We start from the raw sequence: 21,616 nt of genomic DNA, 5'->3' as shown, positions 1-21,616 counted from the left end.
GACGTGTTTTCACGGACCGCCCCACCGACAGCCTCAGTTCACCGCGGGCTGGCCTCCGGACGAGCCCGGTTCGAGGGCGTCCAGCGCGCGGCGCAGGCCCGTGAGCTTGCGCTCCAAATGGGCCGCGGTCGCCACCGCCGCCGCGTCGGTCGACTCGTCGCCCAGCTGCTTGGAGAGCGCTTCGGCCTGCTCCTCGACGGCCGCCAGCCGCGCCGACAGCTCGGCGAGCAGTCCCGCCGACTCCTTGGTCTCCACGCCCGCGGCCTTGCCGCCGCCCTCCAACTGCAGGCGCAGCAGGGCCGCCTGCTCGCGCAGCTGGCAGTTCTTCATGTACAGCTCGACGAAGACGGAGACCTTGGCGCGCAGCACCCACGGGTCGAACGGCTTCGAGATGTAGTCCACCGCGCCTGCCGCGTACCCGCGGAAGGTGTGATGCGGGCCGTGGTTGATCGCGGTGAGGAAGATGATCGGGATGTCCCGGGTCCGCTCCCGCCGCTTGATGTGGGCGGCTGTCTCGAAACCGTCCATGCCCGGCATCTGGACGTCCAGCAGAATGACCGCGAAGTCGTCCGTGAGCAGTGCTTTGAGTGCTTCCTCCCCGGACGATGCCCGCACCAGCGTCTGATCGAGCGCCGAGAGGATCGCCTCCAGCGCCAGCAGATTCTCCGGCCGGTCATCGACCAGGAGGATCTTGGCCTTCTGCACCATGGCCCGCCCTCCTCGCCCCGGCGTGGGGCCTCCCCTGTCCGCAGGACTTGGGGCAGCACCGGCGGGTGCCGCCCCAGGGGGCGACTCCCTTGCGTCGCCCGTCCTTGTGCCGGTCATCGTAGCCGCACCCCGCCTGTCGCCACACCCTGTCACCGCGATGTCACTGTGTACGTAGCAGGAACGCGACGGGAGACCAGAAGGTTCCCCGAATCCCGTACTTCTACACGAGGCCGGCCACACCGAGTCAGCGGCCCGGCGCGTTCACCGGGGCCCCGCCGCGCTCACATCCACCACGTTCGCACACCGCCGCCGGGACGTGCCGCTCACTCCTCCCGCATCCACTGCTCCATCACCGTCAGCAGGTGGTCGGGGTCGACCGGCTTGGTGACGTAGTCGGAGGCACCCGACTCGATCGCCTTCTCCCGGTCACCCTTCATCGCCTTGGCGGTCAGCGCGATGATCGGGAGCCCGGCGAACTGCGGCATCCGGCGGATCGCCGTCGTCGTCGCGTACCCGTCCATCTCGGGCATCATGATGTCCATCAGGACGACCGCGACGTCCTCGTGCTGCTCCAGTACCTCGATGCCCTCCCGGCCGTTCTCGGCGTACAGCACGGACAGGCCGTGCTGCTCCAGGACGCTGGTGAGGGCGAAGACGTTGCGGATGTCGTCGTCGACGATCAGCACCTTCTGGCCGCCGAACCGGATGCCCCGGTGCGACTGCGGCGCCGCGTCCTGGTCACCGGCCGGCCGCTGCTCCCGCGGAGCGGCCTGCTCCCGGGGCTCCGGCACCGCCCTGCGGCGGCGCCGGAACAGCGCGGCGGCACCGTTCTGCGAGTCCTGGTACGACTTCACCTCGGCCGGCGTCTCGGCCTGCGGCTCCGGCGTCTTGGCCGGGGCGCTCGCGGAGGCCAGCAACTCGCCCGCCTCGAGGGCCGGATCCGCCTGCTGGTAGCCGTGCGCCGGCAGCTCGCTCGGGTGCAGCGGCAGGTAGAGGGTGAACGTCGAGCCCCTGCCCGGCTCGCTCTGGGCGTGGATCTCGCCGCCCAGCAGCTGCGCGATCTCCCGGGAGATGGACAGCCCGAGGCCCGTACCGCCGTACTTGCGGCTGGTGGTGCCGTCGGCCTGCTTGAACGCCTCGAAGATCACCCGCATCTTGCTGGCCGCGATCCCGATGCCCGTGTCGCTCACGGAGAACGCGATCAGCTGCCCGTCCGGGTCGGTCATCGAGCCGGCCTCCAGCAACTGCTCCCGGATGGCCTGCGGCACGTCGTCCCGGGCGGGCCGGATGACCAGCTCGACCGCTCCCGAGTCGGTGAACTTCACCGCGTTGGACAGCAGGTTGCGCAGCACCTGGAGCAGCCGCTGCTCGTCGGTGTGCAGGGTGGCGGGCAGCTCGGGCGACACCCGCACCGACAGGTCGAGGCCCTTTTCCGCGGTCAGCGGCCGGAACGTGGCCTCCACGTAGTCCACGAGCTGGACGAGCGCGATGCGCGTCGGGGAGACGTCCATCTTGCCCGCCTCGACCTTCGACAGGTCGAGGATGTCGTTGATGAGCTGGAGCAGGTCGGAGCCGGCGCCGTGAATGGTCTCGGCGAACTCGACCTGCTTCGGGGACAGATTCGCGTCGGCGTTGTCGGCGAGCAGCTTGGCCAGGATCAGCAGGGAGTTGAGCGGCGTACGCAGCTCGTGCGACATGTTGGCCAGGAACTCGCTCTTGTAGCGCATGGAGACGGCGAGCTGCTCGGCCCGCTCCTCCAGGACCTGCCGGGCCTCCTCGATCTCGGTGTTCTTCACCTCGATGTCGCGGTTCTGCTGGGCCAGCAGCTCGGCCTTCTCCTCCAGTTCGGCGTTGGACGACTGCAGCGCCTTCTGCCGCTGCTCCAACTCCGCGGAACGCTCGCGCAGCTGCTCGGTCAGCTCCTGCGACTGCTTCAGCAGCACCTCCGTCTTGGTGTTGACGGAGATGGTGTTGACGCTCGTCGCGATCATCTCGGCGATCTGGTTGAGGAAGTCCTTCTGGATCTGCGTGAACGGCGTGAAGGACGCCAGCTCGATGACGCCGAGCACCTTCCCCTCGAACAGCACCGGCAGGACGATCACCTGGGCCGGCGGGGCCTCCCCGAGCCCGGAGGAGATCTTCAGGTAGCCGGTCGGCGCGTTCTCCACGAGGATGGTGCGCTTCTCCTGGGCGGCCGTACCGACCAGGGCCTCCCCCGGCCGGAAGGAGGTCGGCATGGAGCCCATCGAGTAGCCGTACGAGCCGAGCATCCGCAGCTCGTACTGGTCGTCGTGGGCGGCGGCGAGCTCCTGGCCGTCGACCAGCGGCATGGCCAGGAAGAACGCGCCGTGCTGCGCGGACACCACCGGGGTCAGCTCGCTCATGATCAGCGAGGCCACGTCCTGGAGGTCCCGGCGCCCCTGCATCAGAGCGGAGATGCGGGCGAGATTGCCCTTGAGCCAGTCCTGCTCCTTGTTGGCGATCGTGGTGTCGCGCAGGTTGGCGATCATCTTGTTGATGTAGTCCTGGAGCTCGGAGATCTCCCCGGACGCGTCCACGTCGATCTTCAGGTTCAGGTCGCCGCGGGTCACCGCGGTCGCCACCCGCGCGATCGCGCGCACCTGCCGGGTCAGATTCCCGGCCATCTCGTTCACGGATTCGGTCAGGTCCCGCCAGGTGCCGTCCACGTCCCGCACCCGCGCCTGTCCGCCGAGCTGGCCCTCCGTGCCCACCTCGCGGGCCACGCGGGTCACCTCCTCGGCGAAGGAGGACAGCTGGTCGACCATCGTGTTGATCGTGGTCTTCAGCTCGAGGATCTCGCCCCGCGCGTCGATGTCGATCTTCTTGGTCAGGTCGCCCTTGGCGATGGCGGTCGTGACCATGGCGATGTTGCGCACCTGACCGGTCAGGTTGGACGCCATCTGGTTCACCGACTCGGTGAGGTCCTTCCACGTGCCGGACACGCCCGGCACGTGCGCCTGCCCGCCGAGGATGCCGTCCGTACCCACCTCACGGGCCACCTTGGTGACCTGGTCCGCGAACGAACTCAGCGTCTTCACCATGGTGTTGAAGGTCTCGGCGAGCTGCGCGACCTCGCCGCGCGCCTCGATGGTCACCGTCCGCGTCAGGTCGCCGTTGGCGACGGCGGCGGCCACCTGGGAGATGTTCCGCACCTGCACGGTGAGGTTCTTCGCCATCAGGTTGACGTTGTCGCTGAGGTCCTTCCAGATGCCCACCACACCGGGCACGTGCGCCTGCCCGCCGAGGATGCCCTCGGTACCCACCTCGCGCGCCACCCGCGTGACCTGCTCGGCGAACGACGACAGCTGGTCGACCATGGTGTTGACGGTGGTGACGAGCTCGAGGATCTCGCCCTTGGCGTCGACGGTGATCTTCTTCGACAGGTCGCCCTTGGCCACGGCGGTGGTGACCTCGGCGATGTTGCGGACCTGCATGGTCAGGTTGTTGGCCATGCCGTTCACGGACTGCGTGAGGTCCTTCCAGGTGCCGGAGACGCCCTGCACCTCGGCCTGGCCGCCCAGGATGCCCTCGGTACCGACCTCCCGCGCGACGCGCGTGACCTCCTGCGCGAACGACGACAGCTGGTCCACCATCGTGTTCAGCGTGTTCTTGAGCTCCAGGATCTCCCCGCGCGCGTCCACGGTGATCTTCTGGGACAGGTCACCGCGGGCCACCGCCGTCGCGACCTGCGCGATGTTGCGGACCTGCGCGGTGAGGTTGCCGGCCATGCCGTTCACCGAGTCGGTCAGGTCGCGCCACACCCCGGCGACCCCGGGCACCTGCGCCTGACCGCCGAGACGGCCCTCCGTGCCCACCTCGCGGGCCACCCGCGTGACCTGCTCGGCGAACGACGACAGCTGGTCCACCATCGTGTTGATGGTGTTCTTCAGCTCCAGGATCTCCCCGCGCGCGTCGACGTCGATCTTCTGGGAGAGGTCGCCGCGGGCCACGGCCGTCGTCACCTGCGCGATGTTGCGCACCTGGGAGGTCAGGTTCCCCGCCATCGAGTTGACGGAGTCCGTCAGCTCCTTCCAGGTGCCCGACACCCCGTCGACGCGGGCCTGACCGCCGAGGCGGCCCTCGGTGCCCACGTCCCGCGCCATCCGGGTCACCTGGTCGGCGAAGCTGGAGAGCTGGTCCACCATCGTGTTGACGGTGTTCTTCAGCTGGAGCATCTCGCCGGAGACGTCCACGGTGACCTTCTGCGACAGGTCGCCGTTGGCCACGGCCGTCGTCACCTGCGCGATGTTCCTGACCTGACCGGTGAGGTTGCGGAACGCCGTGTTGACCGAGTCCGTGAGGTCCTTCCACGTACCCGCCGCGCCCGGCACCTGCGCCTGGCCGCCCAGCTCACCCTCGACACCGACCTCCCGGGCCACCCGGGTGACCTCGGCACCGAAGGCGGACAGCTGGTCCACCATCGTGTTGACGGTGTTCTTCAGCTCCAGCATCTCGCCGGCCACGTCGACGGTGACCTTCTGCGACAGGTCGCCGTTGGCCACCGCCGTCGTCACCGCGGCGATGTCCCGCACCTGAGTGGTCAGGTTCCGGAATACGGTGTTGACGGAGTCGGTCAGGTCCTTCCAGATCCCCGCCGCCCCCGGCACGTTCGCCTGGCCGCCCAGCTGTCCCTCGCCGCCGACCTCGTTGGCCACCCTCGTGACCTCGTCCGCGAAGATCCGCAGCGTCTCGGTCATCTGGTTGACCGTCTCGGCGAGCTGCGCCACCTCGCCGCGGGCCGGCACGGTGACCTTCAGCGACAGGTCACCGTTGGCGACCGCGGTCGTCACCTCGGAGATCCCGCGCACCTGGGCCGTCAGGTTTCCGGCCATGGTGTTGACGGAGTCGGTCAGCTCCTTCCACACGCCCGCCACCCCGGGCACCTGGGCCTGGCCGCCCAGCGCGCCCTCGGTGCCCACCTCGCGGGCGACGCGTGTCACCTCGGAGGAGAACGCGGAGAGCTGGTCCACCATCGTGTTGACGGTGTTCTTCAGCTCCAGCATCTCGCCGGCCACGTGCACCGTGACCTTCCGGGACAGGTCTCCCTTGGCCACGGCCGTCGTCACCAGCGCGATGTCCCGCACCTGCGCGGTCAGCCGGTACGCCATCGTGTTGACGGAGTCCGTGAGGTCCTTCCAGGAACCGGACATGCCGCGCACCTGGGCCTGCCCGCCCAGCTTGCCCTCGGTACCGACCTCACTGGCCACCCGCGTGACCTCGTCCGTGAACGTCGACAACTGGTCGACCAGGTTGTTCACGGTCCGTCCGACCTTCAGGAACTCCCCGCGCAGCGGATGCCCGGTGCCCTCCGCCGTCTGCGTCCGCAGTTCCATGCGGGGCGACAGGTCACCGTCCGCCACCGCCGACAGCACCCGGCTGACCTCGGAGACGGGCCGCACGAGGTCGTCGACGAGCGCGTTTGAGTTGTCGATCGCGGTGGCCCAGGACCCTTCGCAGGCCCCCGTCTCCAGCCGCTCCGTGAGCTTGCCTTCCCGCCCGACCATGCGCCGCACCCGCGCCAGCTCGCCCGTGAGGTGCAGATTGCGGTCGGCCACCTCGTTGAAGACGGCCGCGATCTCCGACATCACGCCGTCGCCGGACACCGTGAGCCGTTTGCGGAAGTTTCCCTGCCGCATGGCCACGAGGGCCGCGAGCAGCCGGTTGAGCGCGGCCGTGTCGACCGTCGTCGTCCCGCCTCGTGCCGTGCCCTGCTTACTCAGGGGCTGTCCGCCTTTCGCGCGCGTCTTCGTGGCCCGCGTCGCTGCGCCAGACTCCACTGTGTCCCTCCCGCAGGGGTCGACCGTTACTGCTGTGCCCGGTGCGCCTCACGGTGACCGGTTACTGCCAGGTGCTTCTGTGCCGCCATGTGCCCGGCCCGGCCCACCGGGCCGCTGCCAGGGCTGCTGCCCAATGAGCCCGCTCGGCATTCGGCCTGCGCGGACGCACACAGGAAGCCTGCCCAGTGTTTCACCCCGGCCGAACCAGGCCATAACAGTTCGGCAGCTTCGCACATCGTCCGCACACCCTCTGGGCGGAAACACTGCAGACCGGCATCCGCGGGGGCGGCGAAGGTAAGTAACCTTGCATGCGGCTGTCCAGCCGTGCCGGTTCTGTCCGGCCTGGGCGGTGGCACGAGACGGAGCGGGCATCGGAGGGGCGGCCGGACACATGACCACCGGACTGATCCCGGGGGAGCAGCCCCCGGATCCCGGGCCGACGGACGGCCCGCGGCAGCAGCGGCACGACCGGGGCGGTCGCGAGGCCGTGCAGGTGCATGTGGACGTGGAGAGAGGGTCGAGGAGTTCTGTGATCACCGCGCGCGCGGCCGCCAGTTTCGAGCCCGTCGGACGATCGGTGGCGAGTGCACGTTCCTTCGTCCGCGACACCCTCCAGGGCTGGGGCCACGCCGACATCGTCGACGATGCCGTGGTGCTCACCAGCGAGCTGGTGACCAATGCCGTCGTGCACGCCGGTACCGCGGCCGACGTGGTGTGTCTGCGCAGTGACGACGGCGTGCGGATCGAGGTGGCCGACCGCTACCCCGAGCGCGAGGTCCCCATCCAGGGCGCGGCCGTCAACATGGGCAGCCCCGACCGCGAGGGCGGGCGCGGCCTCCAGCTCTGCGCGGCCCTGGCCGGCCACTGGGGCGTCGAGTACACGCCCACGCACAAGAACGTCTGGTTCCAGCTGGACCTGCCCGCGCGCGCGGTCGGCACCCGCAGCGCCGGTCCGGCCCTCCCGGCCGAGCTGCTGCCCGTCGCCGACGGCCGCGTGCGTGTCGCCGTCGTCCAGATCGACCGCACCGGCGCCATCACCGCCTGGAACGAGGACGCCGAGGAACTCTTCGGCTACCCGGCCGAGCAGGTCACCGGCAAGCCGCTGGCCGACCTCGCCGCCTGGCCGCACACCCCGGGCACCAGTACGGGCATCGTCGAGGCGCTCCAGCTCTCCCGCTGGGAGGGGAGCTACGGCATAAGGGGCGCCGACGGACGCGTCGCGCCGGTCTACGCCTCCCACCTGCGTGTCCGTGACGCGGGCGGGGAGCCGTCCACGGTCTGTCTCCTCGTGCGCGACCACGAGCGTGCCGTGCTGCAGACCCCGCTGCGGGTCCCCTCCTCCGACTCCGGCAGCTCCTCCGAGGGCACGAGCACCGACCCCTTCGAGGTGTTCATCGGCTCTCCCGCCCCGGACGACCTCGACGGCCTCCTCCAGCGCACCGTCGAACGGGCCCGCGACATGCTGGACGCCGACGCCGCCTTCCTGCTGCTCGCCACCGACGACGAAACGGAGTTGGAGGTCCGCGCCTCGACCGGCCTGCCCTCCGCCCGCCAGCGCTTCGCCCGTGTCCCCGTCGAGGCGGGCCCCGGCCGCTACGGCTCCGCGCGCATGCCCGCCGTCCACGACGACCTCGCCGCGGTCCCCGGTGCCGTCCCCCTGTTGAACGGCACGGGGATGCGCTCCGTCGTCACCGTTCCCCTCAAGGTCGAGGGCCGCCTCACCGGTTCCCTCGGCGTCGCGGCCGAGGCCGCCGGCCGGTACTCCAACGAGGAGGCGCTGCGCCTCCAGTTCGCCGCGGATCGCATCGCCCTGGCCGTGGAGTCGGCCCGGCTGGGCGAGCTGGAGCGGCTGCGCCGCGGTTCGCTCAGCTTCCTCGTCGAGGCCTCCGACCTTCTCGCCGGCACCCTGGACCGGGACCAGACCCTGGCGCTCATGGCGCAGATGACGGTCCCGACGCTGGCCACCTGGTGCGCCGTCTACACCATCGCCGACCAGGCCTCGGACCCGTATCTGTCGTACGTCCTGCACGAGGACGAGGAACTGATCGACGGCATCAAGTCCCTCCTCTCGAAGATCGACCCGCCCGAGCCGGTGCCGACGCCGGGCGCCCGCGTCTGGACGGCCCCCGCCGAGGTCGCCCACCAGGCGGCGCTGCGCAGTTCCATGCGCAGCCTCGGCCTGAGCGCCGGCTCCACCCAGCAGGTCGGCTCCGGCATCGGCCCGACGCTGGCCACGGCCTCCGCCGTCGGCGGCGAGACGGTGGTCCTGCCCCTGGTCGCCCGCAACCGCGTCATCGGCATGCTGACCCTCGGCAAGCCCACCGACGAGCACTTCCGCCAGGAGATCCTGGAGCTCGCCGAGGACCTGTCCCGCCGAGCCGCCCTGGCCCTGGACAACGCCCGTCTGTACTCGGAGCGCACGGCCATCAGCCAGTCCCTCCAGCGCAGCCTCCTGCCGCCCGAGCTCCCCCTGATCGACGGCGTCGAGGTCGAGGTCATCTACCGCGCGGCCGGCGAGGGCAACGAGGTCGGCGGTGACTTCTACGACCTTTTCCCGATCAGCGACGGCGCCTACGGTTTCGCCATCGGCGACGTCTGCGGTACGGGCCCGAACGCGGCGGCCGTCACGGGCCTGGCCCGGCATGCCCTGCGTCTGCTGGCCCGGGAGGGTCTGAGCGGGCCCGCGGTCCTTGAGCGCCTCAACTCCGCGATCCTGGACGAGGGCGCCCGCAGCCGCTTCCTCACGCTCCTGTACGGCGAGATGCGTCCGCAGGAGGACGGCAGCGCGGAGCTGAGGGTCGTGTGCGCCGGCCATCCCCTGCCTCTGCGCCTGCGCCAGGACGGCACGGTGGAACCGGCGGCCGAACCGCAGCCGCTCCTCGGCGTCATCGAGGACCTGGAGCTCTACGAGGAGACGGTCACCCTGGACCCGGGCGACGTCCTGCTCTGTGTCACGGACGGCGTCACGGAACGCCGCGAGGGCACCCGCATGCTGGGAGACGACGGCCTCGCCGATGTGCTGACCACGTGCACGGGACTGACGGCGGGCGCGGTGGCGGCTCGCATCATGCGTGCGGTGGAGCGTTTCGCGTCGGACGCGCCGTCCGACGACATGGCGATCCTGGCGATGCGCGTGCCGGAGCCGCACACCGACTGACACCCTGGTTCAGGGCATGCGAAAGGCCCCGCCCGATGGGCGGGGCCTTTCGTGGTGGAGCCCCCAAACGGAATCGAACCGTTGACCTTCTCCTTACCATGGAGACGCTCTACCGACTGAGCTATAGGGGCCTGTCGCATTTTCGAGGTTTCCCTCGCGGCAACGGAATAGATCATACCCCGAACATGCGGGTGCTCCCAACACGGCTTTACCGGGCGGGTTGCAGCAGCCCTCCGAGCGCGTTGCACGCGGACACGATGCGCTGCATGTCGCGTTTCGTCAGCGAGGCGTCCACCGGCAACGCGAGCGTCTCGTCGGCGGCCCGCTCCGTCACCGGCAAGGACACACAACTCCGGAACGCGGCCATGCGGTGTACCGGTGTCTTCACCGGCACCCGGCAGTGGACTCCCCTGCCGCGTACGGCTCTTGCGAAGGCGTCCCGGTCGGGGCGGCCGTTGCCCGGCACGCGGACAACGTACTGCTGATAGGTGTGCCCGTCGCCCCCGTCGGGGATGTGCACGCCCTTCAACTTCGCGTCGAGGTAAGCCGCGCGCTCCCTGCGCTGCGCTGTCTCGTCGTAAGGGCTGTCGGCCTCCCGGTGCGCCAGGACGAGCAGTCCGTGCCGCTCCCCGATCCCGTGCAGCCGGGCCATGTCCGCCGGCCGCCCGAACCGGTGCACGGCGACGACGGCCGCGGTGCGGGGGGTCAGCGCCGCCTCCACGGCGGACGTGTCGAGGCAGTACGTCGCCGGATCTATGTCGGCGAACACCGGCAACGCACCGATCTGGACCACACTTTCGGCGACCTCTGCGTTCCCGAAGGCGGGCACGACGACCTCGTCGCTGATGCCTACGCCGGCGGCCCTGAGCATGGCAGCAGTACTCATGCCGACGATGCTGGTTGCGCCATGTGAACGTCAAGTGACGGCAAACAAAAAAGGGTTGGACCCGGAACCGAAGTTCGGGGTCCAACCCTTTTGAATGATTGTTCGGCGGCGTCCTACTCTCCCACAGGGTCCCCCCTGCAGTACCATCGGCGCTGAAAGGCTTAGCTTCCGGGTTCGGAATGTAACCGGGCGTTTCCCTAACGCTATGACCACCGAAACACTATGAAACAGACAACCAGCCGCCCCTGTGACCGGGGACGGGTTGTTCGTGGTTTCAGAACCAACACAGTGGACGCGAGCAACTGAGGACAAGCCCTCGGCCTATTAGTACCGGTCACCTCCACACCTCACGGTGCTTCCAGATCCGGCCTATCAACCCAGTCGTCTACTGGGAGCCTTACCCCATCAAGTGGGTGGGAGTCCTCATCTCGAAGCAGGCTTCCCGCTTAGATGCTTTCAGCGGTTATCCCTCCCGAACGTAGCCAACCAGCCATGCCCTTGGCAGGACAACTGGCACACCAGAGGTTCGTCCGTCCCGGTCCTCTCGTACTAGGGACAGCCCTTCTCAAGACTCCTACGCGCACAGCGGATAGGGACCGAACTGTCTCACGACGTTCTAAACCCAGCTCGCGTACCGCTTTAATGGGCGAACAGCCCAACCCTTGGGACCGACTCCAGCCCCAGGATGCGACGAGCCGACATCGAGGTGCCAAACCATCCCGTCGATATGGACTCTTGGGGAAGATCAGCCTGTTATCCCCGGGGTACCTTTTATCCGTTGAGCGACGGCGCTTCCACAAGCCACCGCCGGATCACTAGTCCCGACTTTCGTCCCTGCTCGACCCGTCGGTCTCACAGTCAAGCTCCCTTGTGCACTTACACTCAACACCTGATTGCCAACCAGGCTGAGGGAACCTTTGGGCGCCTCCGTTACTCTTTAGGAGGCAACCGCCCCAGTTAAACTACCCATCAGACACTGTCCCTGATCCGGATCACGGACCCAGGTTAGACATCCAGCACGACCAGACTGGTATTTCAACGACGACTCCACCCATACTGGCGTATGGACTTCAAAGTCTCCCAGCTATCCTACACAAGCCGAACCGAACACCAATATCAAACTGTAGTAAAGGTCCCGGGGTCTTTCCGTCCTGCTGCGCGAAACGAGCATCTTTACTCGTAGTGCAATTTCACCGGGCCTATGGTTGAGACAGTCGAGAAGTCGTTACGCCATTCGTGCAGGTCGGAACTTACCCGACAAGGAATTTCGCTACCTTAGGATGGTTATAGTTACCACCGCCGTTTACTGGCGCTTAAGTTCTCAGCTTCGCCCCACCGAAATGGAGCTAACCGGTCCCCTTAACGTTCCAGCACCGGGCAGGCGTCAGTCCGTATACATCGCCTTACGGCTTCGCACGGACCTGTGTTTTTAGTAAACAGTCGCTTCTCGCTGGTCTCTGCGGCCACACCCAGCTCAGAGTGCAAGACTCGTCACCAGACGTGGCCCCCCTTCTCCCGAAGTTACGGGGGCATTTTGCCGAGTTCCTTAACCATAGTTCACCCGAACGCCTCGGTATTCTCTACCTGACCACCTGAGTCGGTTTAGGGTACGGGCCGCCATGAAACTCGCTAGAGGCTTTTCTCGACAGCATAGGATCATCCACTTCACCACAATCGGCTCGGCATCAGGTCTCAGCCACAAGTGCGACGGATTTGCCTATCGCACGGCCTACACCCTTACCCCGGGACAACCACCGCCCGGGATGGACTACCTTCCTGCGTCACCCCATCACTCACCTACTAACCGCTTGGTTCAGCGGCTCCACCACTCCCCTCAACTCCGAAGAGATCAGGGCGGCTTCACGGCCTTAGCATCACGATGCTCGATGTTTGACGCTTCACAGCGGGTACCGGAATATCAACCGGTTATCCATCGACTACGCCTGTCGGCCTCGCCTTAGGTCCCGACTTACCCTGGGCAGATCAGCTTGACCCAGGAACCCTTAGTCAATCGGCGCAAACGTTTCTCACGTTTGTATCGCTACTCATGCCTGCATTCTCACTCGTCAACCGTCCACAACTACCTTCCGGTGCTGCTTCACCCGGCAGACGACGCTCCCCTACCCATCACAGCGCCCGTTGGGGCTACATGCTGCAATGACACGACTTCGGCGGTACGCTTGAGCCCCGCTACATTGTCGGCGCGGAATCACTAGACCAGTGAGCTATTACGCACTCTTTCAAGGGTGGCTGCTTCTAAGCCAACCTCCTGGTTGTCTGTGCGACTCCACATCCTTTCCCACTTAGCGTACGCTTAGGGGCCTTAGTCGATGCTCTGGGCTGTTTCCCTCTCGACCATGGAGCTTATCCCCCACAGTCTCACTGCCGTGCTCTCACTTACCGGCATTCGGAGTTTGGCTAAGGTCAGTAACCCGGTAGGGCCCATCGCCTATCCAGTGCTCTACCTCCGGCAAGAAACACACGACGCTGCACCTAAATGCATTTCGGGGAGAACCAGCTATCACGGAGTTTGATTGGCCTTTCACCCCTAACCACAGGTCATCCCCCAGGTTTTCAACCCTGGTGGGTTCGGTCCTCCACGAAGTCTTACCTCCGCTTCAACCTGCCCATGGCTAGATCACTCCGCTTCGGGTCTTGAGCGTGCTACTGAAACGCCCTGTTCGGACTCGCTTTCGCTACGGCTTCCCCACTCGGGTTAACCTCGCAACACACCGCAAACTCGCAGGCTCATTCTTCAAAAGGCACGCAGTCACGACGCAAGGACAAGTCCTTGCGCGACGCTCCCACGGCTTGTAGGCACACGGTTTCAGGTACTATTTCACTCCGCTCCCGCGGTACTTTTCACCATTCCCTCACGGTACTATCCGCTATCGGTCACCAGGGAATATTTAGGCTTAGCGGGTGGTCCCGCCAGATTCACACGGGATTTCTCGGGCCCCGTGCTACTTGGGTGTCTCTCAAACGAGCCGCTGATGTTTCGACTACGGGGGTCTTACCCTCTACGCCGGACCTTTCGCATGTCCTTCGCCTACATCAACGGTTTCTGACTCGTCCTGTCGCCGGCAGACGACAGAAGAGAGATCCCACAACCCCCACGACGCAACCCCTGCCGGGTCTCACACGTCGTAGGTTTGGCCTCATCCGGTTTCGCTCGCCACTACTCCCGGAATCACGGTTGTTTTCTCTTCCTGCGGGTACTGAGATGTTTCACTTCCCCGCGTTCCCTCCACACTGCCTATGTGTTCAGCAGCGGGTGACAGCCCATGACGACTGCCGGGTTTCCCCATTCGGAAACCCCCGGATCAAAGCCTGGTTGACGACTCCCCGGGGACTATCGTGGCCTCCCACGTCCTTCATCGGTTCCTGGTGCCAAGGCATCCACCGTGCGCCCTTAAAAACTTGGCCACAGATGCTCGCGTCCACTGTGCAGTTCTCAAACAACGACCAACCACCCATCACCCCGGGACAACATCCCGAGTGCACTGGGGCCGGCAACTGAGGGTTCGTTCCCTCAGACACCCAACAGCGTGCCCGACACAATCCCTCTCCGGATTCACGTTCCACGCCGAAGCAGTACTAGTGATCCATCAAGTCGATCGTGCCGAGTAGTCAACGTTCCACCCATGAGCAACCAGCATCAGACATTCGCTGATGTACTGGCCTCTGAACCAGGCAAGCCCGGTTAAGAAGTGCTCCTTAGAAAGGAGGTGATCCAGCCGCACCTTCCGGTACGGCTACCTTGTTACGACTTCGTCCCAATCGCCAGTCCCACCTTCGACAGCTCCCTCCCACAAGGGGTTGGGCCACCGGCTTCGGGTGTTACCGACTTTCGTGACGTGACGGGCGGTGTGTACAAGGCCCGGGAACGTATTCACCGCAGCAATGCTGATCTGCGATTACTAGCGACTCCGACTTCATGGGGTCGAGTTGCAGACCCCAATCCGAACTGAGACCGGCTTTTTGAGATTCGCTCCACCTCGCGGTATCGCAGCTCATTGTACCGGCCATTGTAGCACGTGTGCAGCCCAAGACATAAGGGGCATGATGACTTGACGTCGTCCCCACCTTCCTCCGAGTTGACCCCGGCGGTCTCCCGTGAGTCCCCAGCACCACAAGGGCCTGCTGGCAACACGGGACAAGGGTTGCGCTCGTTGCGGGACTTAACCCAACATCTCACGACACGAGCTGACGACAGCCATGCACCACCTGTACACCGACCACAAGGGGGGCACTATCTCTAATGCTTTCCGGTGTATGTCAAGCCTTGGTAAGGTTCTTCGCGTTGCGTCGAATTAAGCCACATGCTCCGCCGCTTGTGCGGGCCCCCGTCAATTCCTTTGAGTTTTAGCCTTGCGGCCGTACTCCCCAGGCGGGGCACTTAATGCGTTAGCTGCGGCACGGACAACGTGGAATGTTGCCCACACCTAGTGCCCACCGTTTACGGCGTGGACTACCAGGGTATCTAATCCTGTTCGCTCCCCACGCTTTCGCTCCTCAGCGTCAGTATCGGCCCAGAGATCCGCCTTCGCCACCGGTGTTCCTCCTGATATCTGCGCATTTCACCGCTACACCAGGAATTCCGATCTCCCCTACCGAACTCTAGCCTGCCCGTATCGACTGCAGACCCGGGGTTAAGCCCCGGGCTTTCACAACCGACGTGACAAGCCGCCTACGAGCTCTTTACGCCCAATAATTCCGGACAACGCTTGCGCCCTACGTATTACCGCGGCTGCTGGCACGTAGTTAGCCGGCGCTTCTTCTGCAGGTACCGTCACTTTCGCTTCTTCCCTGCTGAAAGAGGTTTACAACCCGAAGGCCGTCATCCCTCACGCGGCGTCGCTGCATCAGGCTTTCGCCCATTGTGCAATATTCCCCACTGCTGCCTCCCGTAGGAGTCTGGGCCGTGTCTCAGTCCCAGTGTGGCCGGTCGCCCTCTCAGGCCGGCTACCCGTCGTCGCCTTGGTGAGCCATTACCTCACCAACAAGCTGATAGGCCGCGGGCTCATCCTGCACCGCCGGAGCTTTCGAACGTCACAGATGCCTGTGACGGTCAGTATCCGGTATTAGACCCCGTTTCCAGGGCTTGTCCCAGAGTGCAGGGCAGATTGCCCACGTGTTACTCACCCGTTCGCCACTAATCCCCACCGAAGTGGTTCATCGTTCGACTTGCATGTGTTAAGCACGCCGCCAGCGTTCGTCCTGAGCCAGGATCAAACTCTCCGTGAATGTTTACTCGGCCAGTGAATTAACACCGCCGGTGCGACACACACGGGAGCGGAACAGTCGGAGGAATGATCCGACCGTTCACAGCGTCCTCGCTGTGTTTTTTCAAAGGAACCTCGTCCCAGCCTGACGGCCGGAGACGGGGTATCAACATATCTGGCGTTGACTTTTGGCACGCTGTTGAGTTCTCAAGGAACGGACGCTTCCTTTGTACTCACCCTCTCGGGCTTTCCTCCGGGCGCTTCCCTTCGATCTTGCGTTTCCGACTCTATCAGATCCTTTTCCGATCCGATTTCCTCGGTGCTTTCCAGGTTCCCGCTTTCGCGTTTCCCTTTCCGGCGGTTCCGACTTTATCAGAGATTCTGAGTCGGATTTCCCGCCCTCCGGGGCCGCTCCGAACCACGAGGTGGTCGGGTGCCCGCCCGAGCGGAGTTGTAAACGTACTGGAGCGGGGCGCCCCGATGCAAATCGTGGCGCCCCGCTCCTCGTTCGGACGGCTCCTGGGCCGACGGTCCGTCAGACCTCCACGACCACAGGGAGGATCATCGGCCGGCGCCGGTACTTGTCCGAGACCCACTTGCCGAGGGTCCTGCGCACCAGCTGCTGGAGCTGGTGCGGTTCGACGACCCCGTCCTGGGCCGAACGCTCCAGGGCCTCCGTGATCCGGGGCAGGACGTCGGCGAACGCCGAGTCCTCGATACCCGAACCGCGTGCCTGGACGTGCGGGCCACCGGTGATCTTCCCGGTGGACGAGTCGACGACGACGAAGACCGAGATGATGCCCTCGTCACCGAGGATCTTGCGGTCCTTGAGGGCCGGCTCGCCGACGTCGCCGACGGAGAGTCCGTCGACGTACACGTATCCCGCCTGGACCTTGCCGGCGATCTTCGCCTTGCCCTCGACGAGGTCGACGACGACTCCGTCCTCGGCGATGACGATGCGGTCGTGCGGGACGCCGGTCAGGGCGCCCAGTTCCGCGTTGGCCCGCAGGTGGCGCCATTCGCCGTGGACCGGCATCAGGTTCTTCGGGCGGCAGATGTTGTAGAAGTACAGGAGCTCGCCCGCCGACGCGTGGCCCGAGACGTGCACCTTGGCATTGCCCTTGTGGACGACGCTGGCGCCCCAGCGGGTCAGGCCGTTGATCACGCGGTAGACCGCGTTCTCGTTGCCCGGGATGAGGGACGACGCCAGGATCACCGTGTCGCCCTCGACGATGCGGATCTGGTGGTCCCGGTTGGCCATGCGGGACAGGGCCGCCATCGGTTCGCCCTGGGAGCCCGTGCAGACCAGCACGACCTCGCTGTCCGGCAGGTCGTCGAGGGTTTTGACGTCCACGACCAGGCCCGGCGGGACCTTCAGGTAGCCGAGGTCACGGGCGATGCCCATGTTGCGGACCATGGAGCGGCCGACGAACGCGACCCGGCGGCCGTACTCGTACGCGGCGTCCAGGATCTGCTGGATGCGGTGGACGTGGCTGGCGAAACTCGCCACGATGATGCGCTTGCGCGCTCCGGCGAAGACCTGCCGCAGGACGTTGGAGATGTCGCGCTCGGGCGGGACGAAGCCCGGGACCTCGGCGTTCGTCGAGTCGGCGAGGAGGAGGTCGATGCCCTCCTCGCTCAGCCGGGCGAACGCGTGCAGGTCCGTGAGGCGCCCGTCCAGCGGAAGCTGGTCCATCTTGAAGTCGCCGGTGTGGACCGCCATGCCCGCGGGGGTGCGGATGGCGACGGCCAGCGCGTCCGGGATCGAGTGGTTCACCGCGACGAACTCGCAGTCGAACGGGCCGATGCGCTCGCGGTTCCCCTCCGCCACCTCCAGGGTGTACGGGCGGATGCGGTGCTCCTGGAGCTTGGCCTCGATGAGGGCGAGGGTCAGCTTGGAGCCGATCAGCGGGATGTCCGGCTTCTCGCGGAGGAGGAAGGGGACGCCGCCGATGTGGTCCTCGTGGCCGTGGGTCAGGACGATGCCCTCGATGTCGTCGAGGCGGTCCCGGATGGACGTGAAGTCCGGCAGGATCAGATCGATTCCGGGCTGCTCCTCCTCGGGGAAGAGCACTCCGCAGTCGACGATCAGCAGGCGGCCGCCGTACTCGAAGACCGTCATGTTGCGGCCGATCTCGCCGAGGCCTCCCAGCGGAGTGACCCGGAGGCCGCCTGCGGGGAGCGCCGGGGGCCGGCCCAGTTCAGGATGCGGATGACTCAAAAGACTCTCCTCAACCACGCGCGCCACGTACCGGTGGGCACGTGGCGCGCGTGACGTTCGTGCAGAAGCAGTTGTCGTAGTGGGGTGCAGGCACCGGTGGCCTGCGTATTCAGTTGTGAAGCCGTTGTGGCACCTGGCGGTGCGGTGGTGCGAAGTCGGTTGTCAGAGCTGTACCCCGCCGGCAGCAAGATCGATCTTGAGCTGCTCCGTCTCCTCCGCCGTGAGCTCGACCATGGGCGCGCGCAGGGGGCCCGCGGGCAGGCCCTGGAGGGTGAGCGCGGCCTTGGTGGTCATGACGCCCTGGGTGCGGAACATGCCGGTGAAGACCGGGAGCAGCTTCTGGTGGATCTCCAGCGCCTTCTGCACGTCCCCCGTGACGAAGGCGTCCACCATGGCGCGCAGCTCGGGGGTGACGACGTGGCCGACGACCGAGACGAAGCCGACCGCGCCGACCGAGAGCAGCGGGAGGTTGAGCATGTCGTCGCCGGAGTACCAGGCGAGGCCGGAGCGCGCGATGGCCCAGCTCGCGCGGCCGAGGTCGCCCTTGGCGTCCTTGTTGGCGATGATCCGCGGGTGCTGCGCGAGGCGGACGAGCGTCTCCGTGTTGATCGGGACGCCGCTGCGGCCGGGGATGTCGTAGAGCATGACGGGCAGCTCGGTGGCATCGGCGATGGCCGTGAAGTGACGGTACAGGCCCTCCTGCGGGGGCTTGTTGTAGTACGGCGTGACCAGCAGCAGGCCGTGGGCGCCGGCGCGCTCGGCGGCGCGGGCCAGCTCGATGCTGTGCTGGGTGTTGTTCGTACCGACTCCGGCGACGACGTGGGCACGGTCGCCGACAGCCTCCAGGACGGCTCGTACGAGGTCCGTTTTCTCCGCGTCGCTGGTGGTGGGGGACTCGCCGGTGGTGCCGTTGATGATCAGGCCGTCGTTGCCTGCGTCCACCAGGTGGGCGGCGAGCCGCTGCGCGCCGTCGAGGTCGAGTGCGCCGTCCGCCGCGAAGGGCGTGACCATGGCGGTGAGGACCCGCCCGAAGGGGGTCTGCGGAGTGGAGGTCGGAGCCATGGGTTACACGCTACTCGTTGCTCAGGGCGGGGTCTGCCCTCGGGGGAGGCGGCAGGTCGGCAGGGAGGTGGAGCCCGGCACTGCCTGCTCGGGGGTTCAAGCAGTGCCGGGTCCCTTTGATCAGGCTAGATGAACTTCTCCAAATGCCGCAATCGGGACACTTCAGGCGGCTGATGCGCACATCCGTCCCCGGTCGGGCGCTCGGGAGGCGTTACGGAGCCACGCGCCCGTTCGCGTTGAAGGCGGCGTAGGTGAGCGGCATGAGCCGCGCCCACTCCTGCTCCATCTTCTCCCCCACCATCTCGATCTCCCGCTGCGGGAAGGAGGGCACCTTCGCCAGCTCGTGCTGGGTGCGCAGGCCGAGGAAGTGCATCAGCGAGCGGGCGTTGCAGGTGGCGTACATCGAGGAGTACAGGCCGACGGGGAGCACCGAGCGGGCCACCTCGCGGGCGACGCCGGCGGCGAGCATCTCCTGGTACGTCCGGTAGGCCTGGCGGTAGGAGTCCTCCATCGACCGGCTCACCAGCTCGTGCTGCTCGGCGGTGCCCTCGACGAAGACGTACTTGCCCGGGCGGCCCTGCTGCACCAGCTTGCGCTCGGCGCCCGGCACGTAGAAGACCGGCTGGAGCTCCCGGTAGCGGCCGGACTCCTCGTTGTAGGACCAGCCGACGCGGTGCCGCATGAACTCGCGGAACACGAAGATCGGGGCGCTGATGAAGAAGGTCATCGAGTTGTGCTCGAACGGGCTGCCGTGCCGGTCCCGCATCAGGTAGTTGATCAGGCCCTTCGAGCGCTCCGGGTCCTTGTTCAGCTCGTCCAGGGACTGCTCCCCGACGGTCGAGACGCGGGCTGCGAACAGCACGTCGGAGTCGGTCGCGCTGCTCTTGACCAGCTCGACGTTGATGTCGCTGCGGAGGTCGATCTTGAGATCGTCGGCGGGGGTGTCGGTCACGGGTGGAGGGCCTTCCCATCTTGTCGCTTGGCGAGGCCACTCTACGTCCCGCCAAACGGGGCGTTCGGTGCCGTGCCGCGATGAAGTCGGTGAAACAGGGCACCCGCGGGGGCGTTCGTTCGTCTGTATGAGTAACAGCGATTCGCTTGATCCCTGAAGGGAGACGCACCTCCGATGATCCGCCGGCGTGAACCCGTGCCGTTCGCCTTCGTCGCCGAAGCCGACAGGTTCCGCAGCAATGTCACTCCCCCGCCCCGCGAGCGGGCGTCCTTCGGCCAGTTGGCCGGGCGCTGGCTCCTCGGTCTCACCGTGGTCGCCGGGATCGCGGGGTCCCTGCTGATCGGGATGCCCGCGTTGTCGGCCGACCAGCCCTCGTCACAGCATCAGCAGTCACAGGCGTCCGACGGGCGCTGAGACGGCACCGGCCGGTCCTGACTCCATCCGGGCCCCGAAGGTGGTGACCGGACACACAGGTCGGTAGCCTCACCGGGCACAGCACACGCCATGGAACGAGTGAGGACCAGCCGTGCCCCTGCCCTTCCTGACGGCCGACCGCGCCTTCGACGCGGTCGAGGACGTCGCACTGCCGCACGACGACCGCGACCAGTGGCGTCGGCCCTACCGGCCGGGGCCCTGGCGGGTGGGGGTGGCGGCGCTGACGCTGCTGCTCGCCTCGTTCGTGCTGTTCGCGGCGGTCATCATCGCGGTGACGGACTCGCCGTCCTCGGCCGGCGTGGTCTTCCCCGTCGCCCTCGTCATGATCGTCTGCGCCCTGCGGCTGCTGCGCATGGGTGCGTGGGTGAGCGCGCGGGGCGTGCGCCAGGTGGGGTTCTTCACCACCCGCACGGTTGCCTGGCAGCAGGTCGCCAGCGTGCGGACCGTGCAGCAGCCGGTCCGGTGGCTGGGTCTGCCGCGCACGGTGCAGGGCCAGGCGCTGCTCCTCGTCCGGAAGGGCCGGGCCGCGGACACCGTGCCCGTGCTGATGACCAGCCACAACGCGGACTTCCTCGCGCGGCCGGAGGCCTTCGACCGGGCCGCCGACACCGTGGAGGCCTGGGCCGACGAGTACCGGCCAGGCTGAGCCGGAACCCGTCATGCCGGTGGCCCGGTCCGCGGACGCGGACCGGGCCACCGGCATGACGGGTCTCTCAGGCCGCCTCGACCTGCTTGTGGTCGTGCAGGGCGATCGCCCGCTGCATCGCCTTGCGGGCGCGCGGGGTGTCGCGGGCGTCCTGGTAGGCGACGGCGAGCCGGAACCAGCTGCGCCAGTCGTCCGGAGCCGCCTCCGTCTCGGCCTTGCGTCGGGCGAAGACCTCGTCGGCCGAGTCGCGGTCGATGCGGCCGCTGGGAGTGCGCTTCAGCTCGTCGACCGGCAGTCCGCCCTCGGCCTCCAGTTCAGCGGCGAGCTGGTTGGCGCGGCGGACGAACTGGGTGTTCTTCCACAGGAACCACACGCCGATCACCGGCAGCACCAGCACCGCCACACCGAGGGTCACGGTGACGGGGGTGCCGGCGTCGATGAGCATCACACCGCGGCTGCCTACCAGGACGAAGTAGAAGACCAGGACGGCGGCCGTGATGAGGTAGGAGATCTTCGCGCGCATGGT

At 66.7% G+C, this 21,616-nt stretch carries 10 protein-coding genes, 1 tRNA gene and 3 rRNA genes; 3 read left to right on the top strand and 11 right to left on the bottom strand.

Annotated elements, in window-relative coordinates; translation table 11 throughout:
• Positions 1–33: 33 nt before the first annotated feature.
• Both AC0VYN_RS08065 and AC0VYN_RS08060 read right to left on the bottom strand, forming a co-directional pair.
• On the bottom strand, positions 34–708 hold the full coding sequence (locus AC0VYN_RS08065; RefSeq protein WP_385461876.1) for a response regulator: 675 nt from the start codon (positions 706–708) through the stop codon (positions 34–36).
• Positions 709–1,031: 323 nt separating this feature from the next.
• Complete coding sequence (locus AC0VYN_RS08060) at positions 1,032–6,506, bottom strand: HAMP domain-containing protein (protein WP_475535358.1); 5,475 nt, start codon at positions 6,504–6,506, stop codon at positions 1,032–1,034.
• A gap of 391 nt (positions 6,507–6,897) precedes the next feature.
• On the opposite strand from AC0VYN_RS08060, the gene AC0VYN_RS08055 reads away from it, so the two are divergent.
• Positions 6,898–9,663: a SpoIIE family protein phosphatase gene (locus AC0VYN_RS08055; RefSeq protein WP_475535357.1), complete on the top strand. Its 2,766-nt coding sequence runs from the start codon at positions 6,898–6,900 to the stop codon at positions 9,661–9,663.
• Between the two features lie 55 nt (positions 9,664–9,718).
• On the opposite strand, the gene AC0VYN_RS08050 is transcribed toward AC0VYN_RS08055, so the two are convergent.
• The 8 genes from AC0VYN_RS08050 to thyX form a co-directional block, all read right to left on the bottom strand.
• A tRNA-Thr gene (locus AC0VYN_RS08050) sits at positions 9,719–9,794 on the bottom strand.
• Positions 9,795–9,871: 77 nt separating this feature from the next.
• Positions 9,872–10,534: a DegT/DnrJ/EryC1/StrS family aminotransferase gene (locus AC0VYN_RS08045; RefSeq protein ID WP_475536836.1), complete on the bottom strand. Its 663-nt coding sequence runs from the start codon at positions 10,532–10,534 to the stop codon at positions 9,872–9,874.
• Positions 10,535–10,649: 115 nt separating this feature from the next.
• Positions 10,650–10,766, bottom strand: a 5S ribosomal RNA gene (rrf, locus tag AC0VYN_RS08040).
• An 87-nt stretch (positions 10,767–10,853) separates the two neighbouring features.
• Positions 10,854–13,975, bottom strand: a 23S ribosomal RNA gene (locus AC0VYN_RS08035).
• Between the two features lie 295 nt (positions 13,976–14,270).
• Positions 14,271–15,796, bottom strand: a 16S ribosomal RNA gene (locus AC0VYN_RS08030).
• Together the 16S, 23S and 5S rRNA genes form the textbook arrangement of a ribosomal RNA operon.
• 513 nt (positions 15,797–16,309) lie before the next feature.
• Positions 16,310–17,995 carry a ribonuclease J gene (locus AC0VYN_RS08025; RefSeq protein ID WP_385473347.1) on the bottom strand — a complete coding sequence of 562 codons (1,686 nt, stop codon included), beginning with the start codon at positions 17,993–17,995 and terminating at the stop codon, positions 16,310–16,312.
• Positions 17,996–18,157: 162 nt separating this feature from the next.
• Complete coding sequence (gene dapA, locus AC0VYN_RS08020) at positions 18,158–19,057, bottom strand: 4-hydroxy-tetrahydrodipicolinate synthase (RefSeq protein WP_451629411.1); 900 nt, start codon at positions 19,055–19,057, stop codon at positions 18,158–18,160.
• Between the two features lie 211 nt (positions 19,058–19,268).
• Positions 19,269–20,009, bottom strand: coding sequence for an FAD-dependent thymidylate synthase (thyX, locus tag AC0VYN_RS08015; RefSeq protein WP_475535356.1), 741 nt, complete (start codon positions 20,007–20,009; stop codon positions 19,269–19,271).
• Positions 20,010–20,183: 174 nt separating this feature from the next.
• Between thyX and AC0VYN_RS08010 the strand changes: the two genes are divergently transcribed.
• Together AC0VYN_RS08010 and AC0VYN_RS08005 are read left to right on the top strand one after the other, a co-directional pair.
• A complete protein-coding gene (locus AC0VYN_RS08010) occupies positions 20,184–20,423 on the top strand; it encodes a hypothetical protein (protein WP_385473339.1) in 240 nt (79 codons plus the stop codon).
• Positions 20,424–20,535: 112 nt separating this feature from the next.
• On the top strand, positions 20,536–21,090 hold the full coding sequence (locus tag AC0VYN_RS08005; RefSeq protein WP_475535355.1) for a hypothetical protein: 555 nt from the start codon (positions 20,536–20,538) through the stop codon (positions 21,088–21,090).
• Between the two features lie 67 nt (positions 21,091–21,157).
• Here AC0VYN_RS08005 and AC0VYN_RS08000 read toward each other — a convergent pair whose 3' ends face one another.
• Complete coding sequence (locus tag AC0VYN_RS08000; RefSeq protein WP_475535354.1) at positions 21,158–21,613, bottom strand: hypothetical protein; 456 nt, start codon at positions 21,611–21,613, stop codon at positions 21,158–21,160.
• Positions 21,614–21,616: the final 3 nt, after the last annotated feature.

Source organism: Streptomyces sp. 63XJN7_1_ISO-PGPR-S23-121 (genome assembly GCF_056173025.1).
Note: the sequence above shows the minus strand (reverse complement) of the source record. Positions and strands in the feature narration are given on the sequence as shown.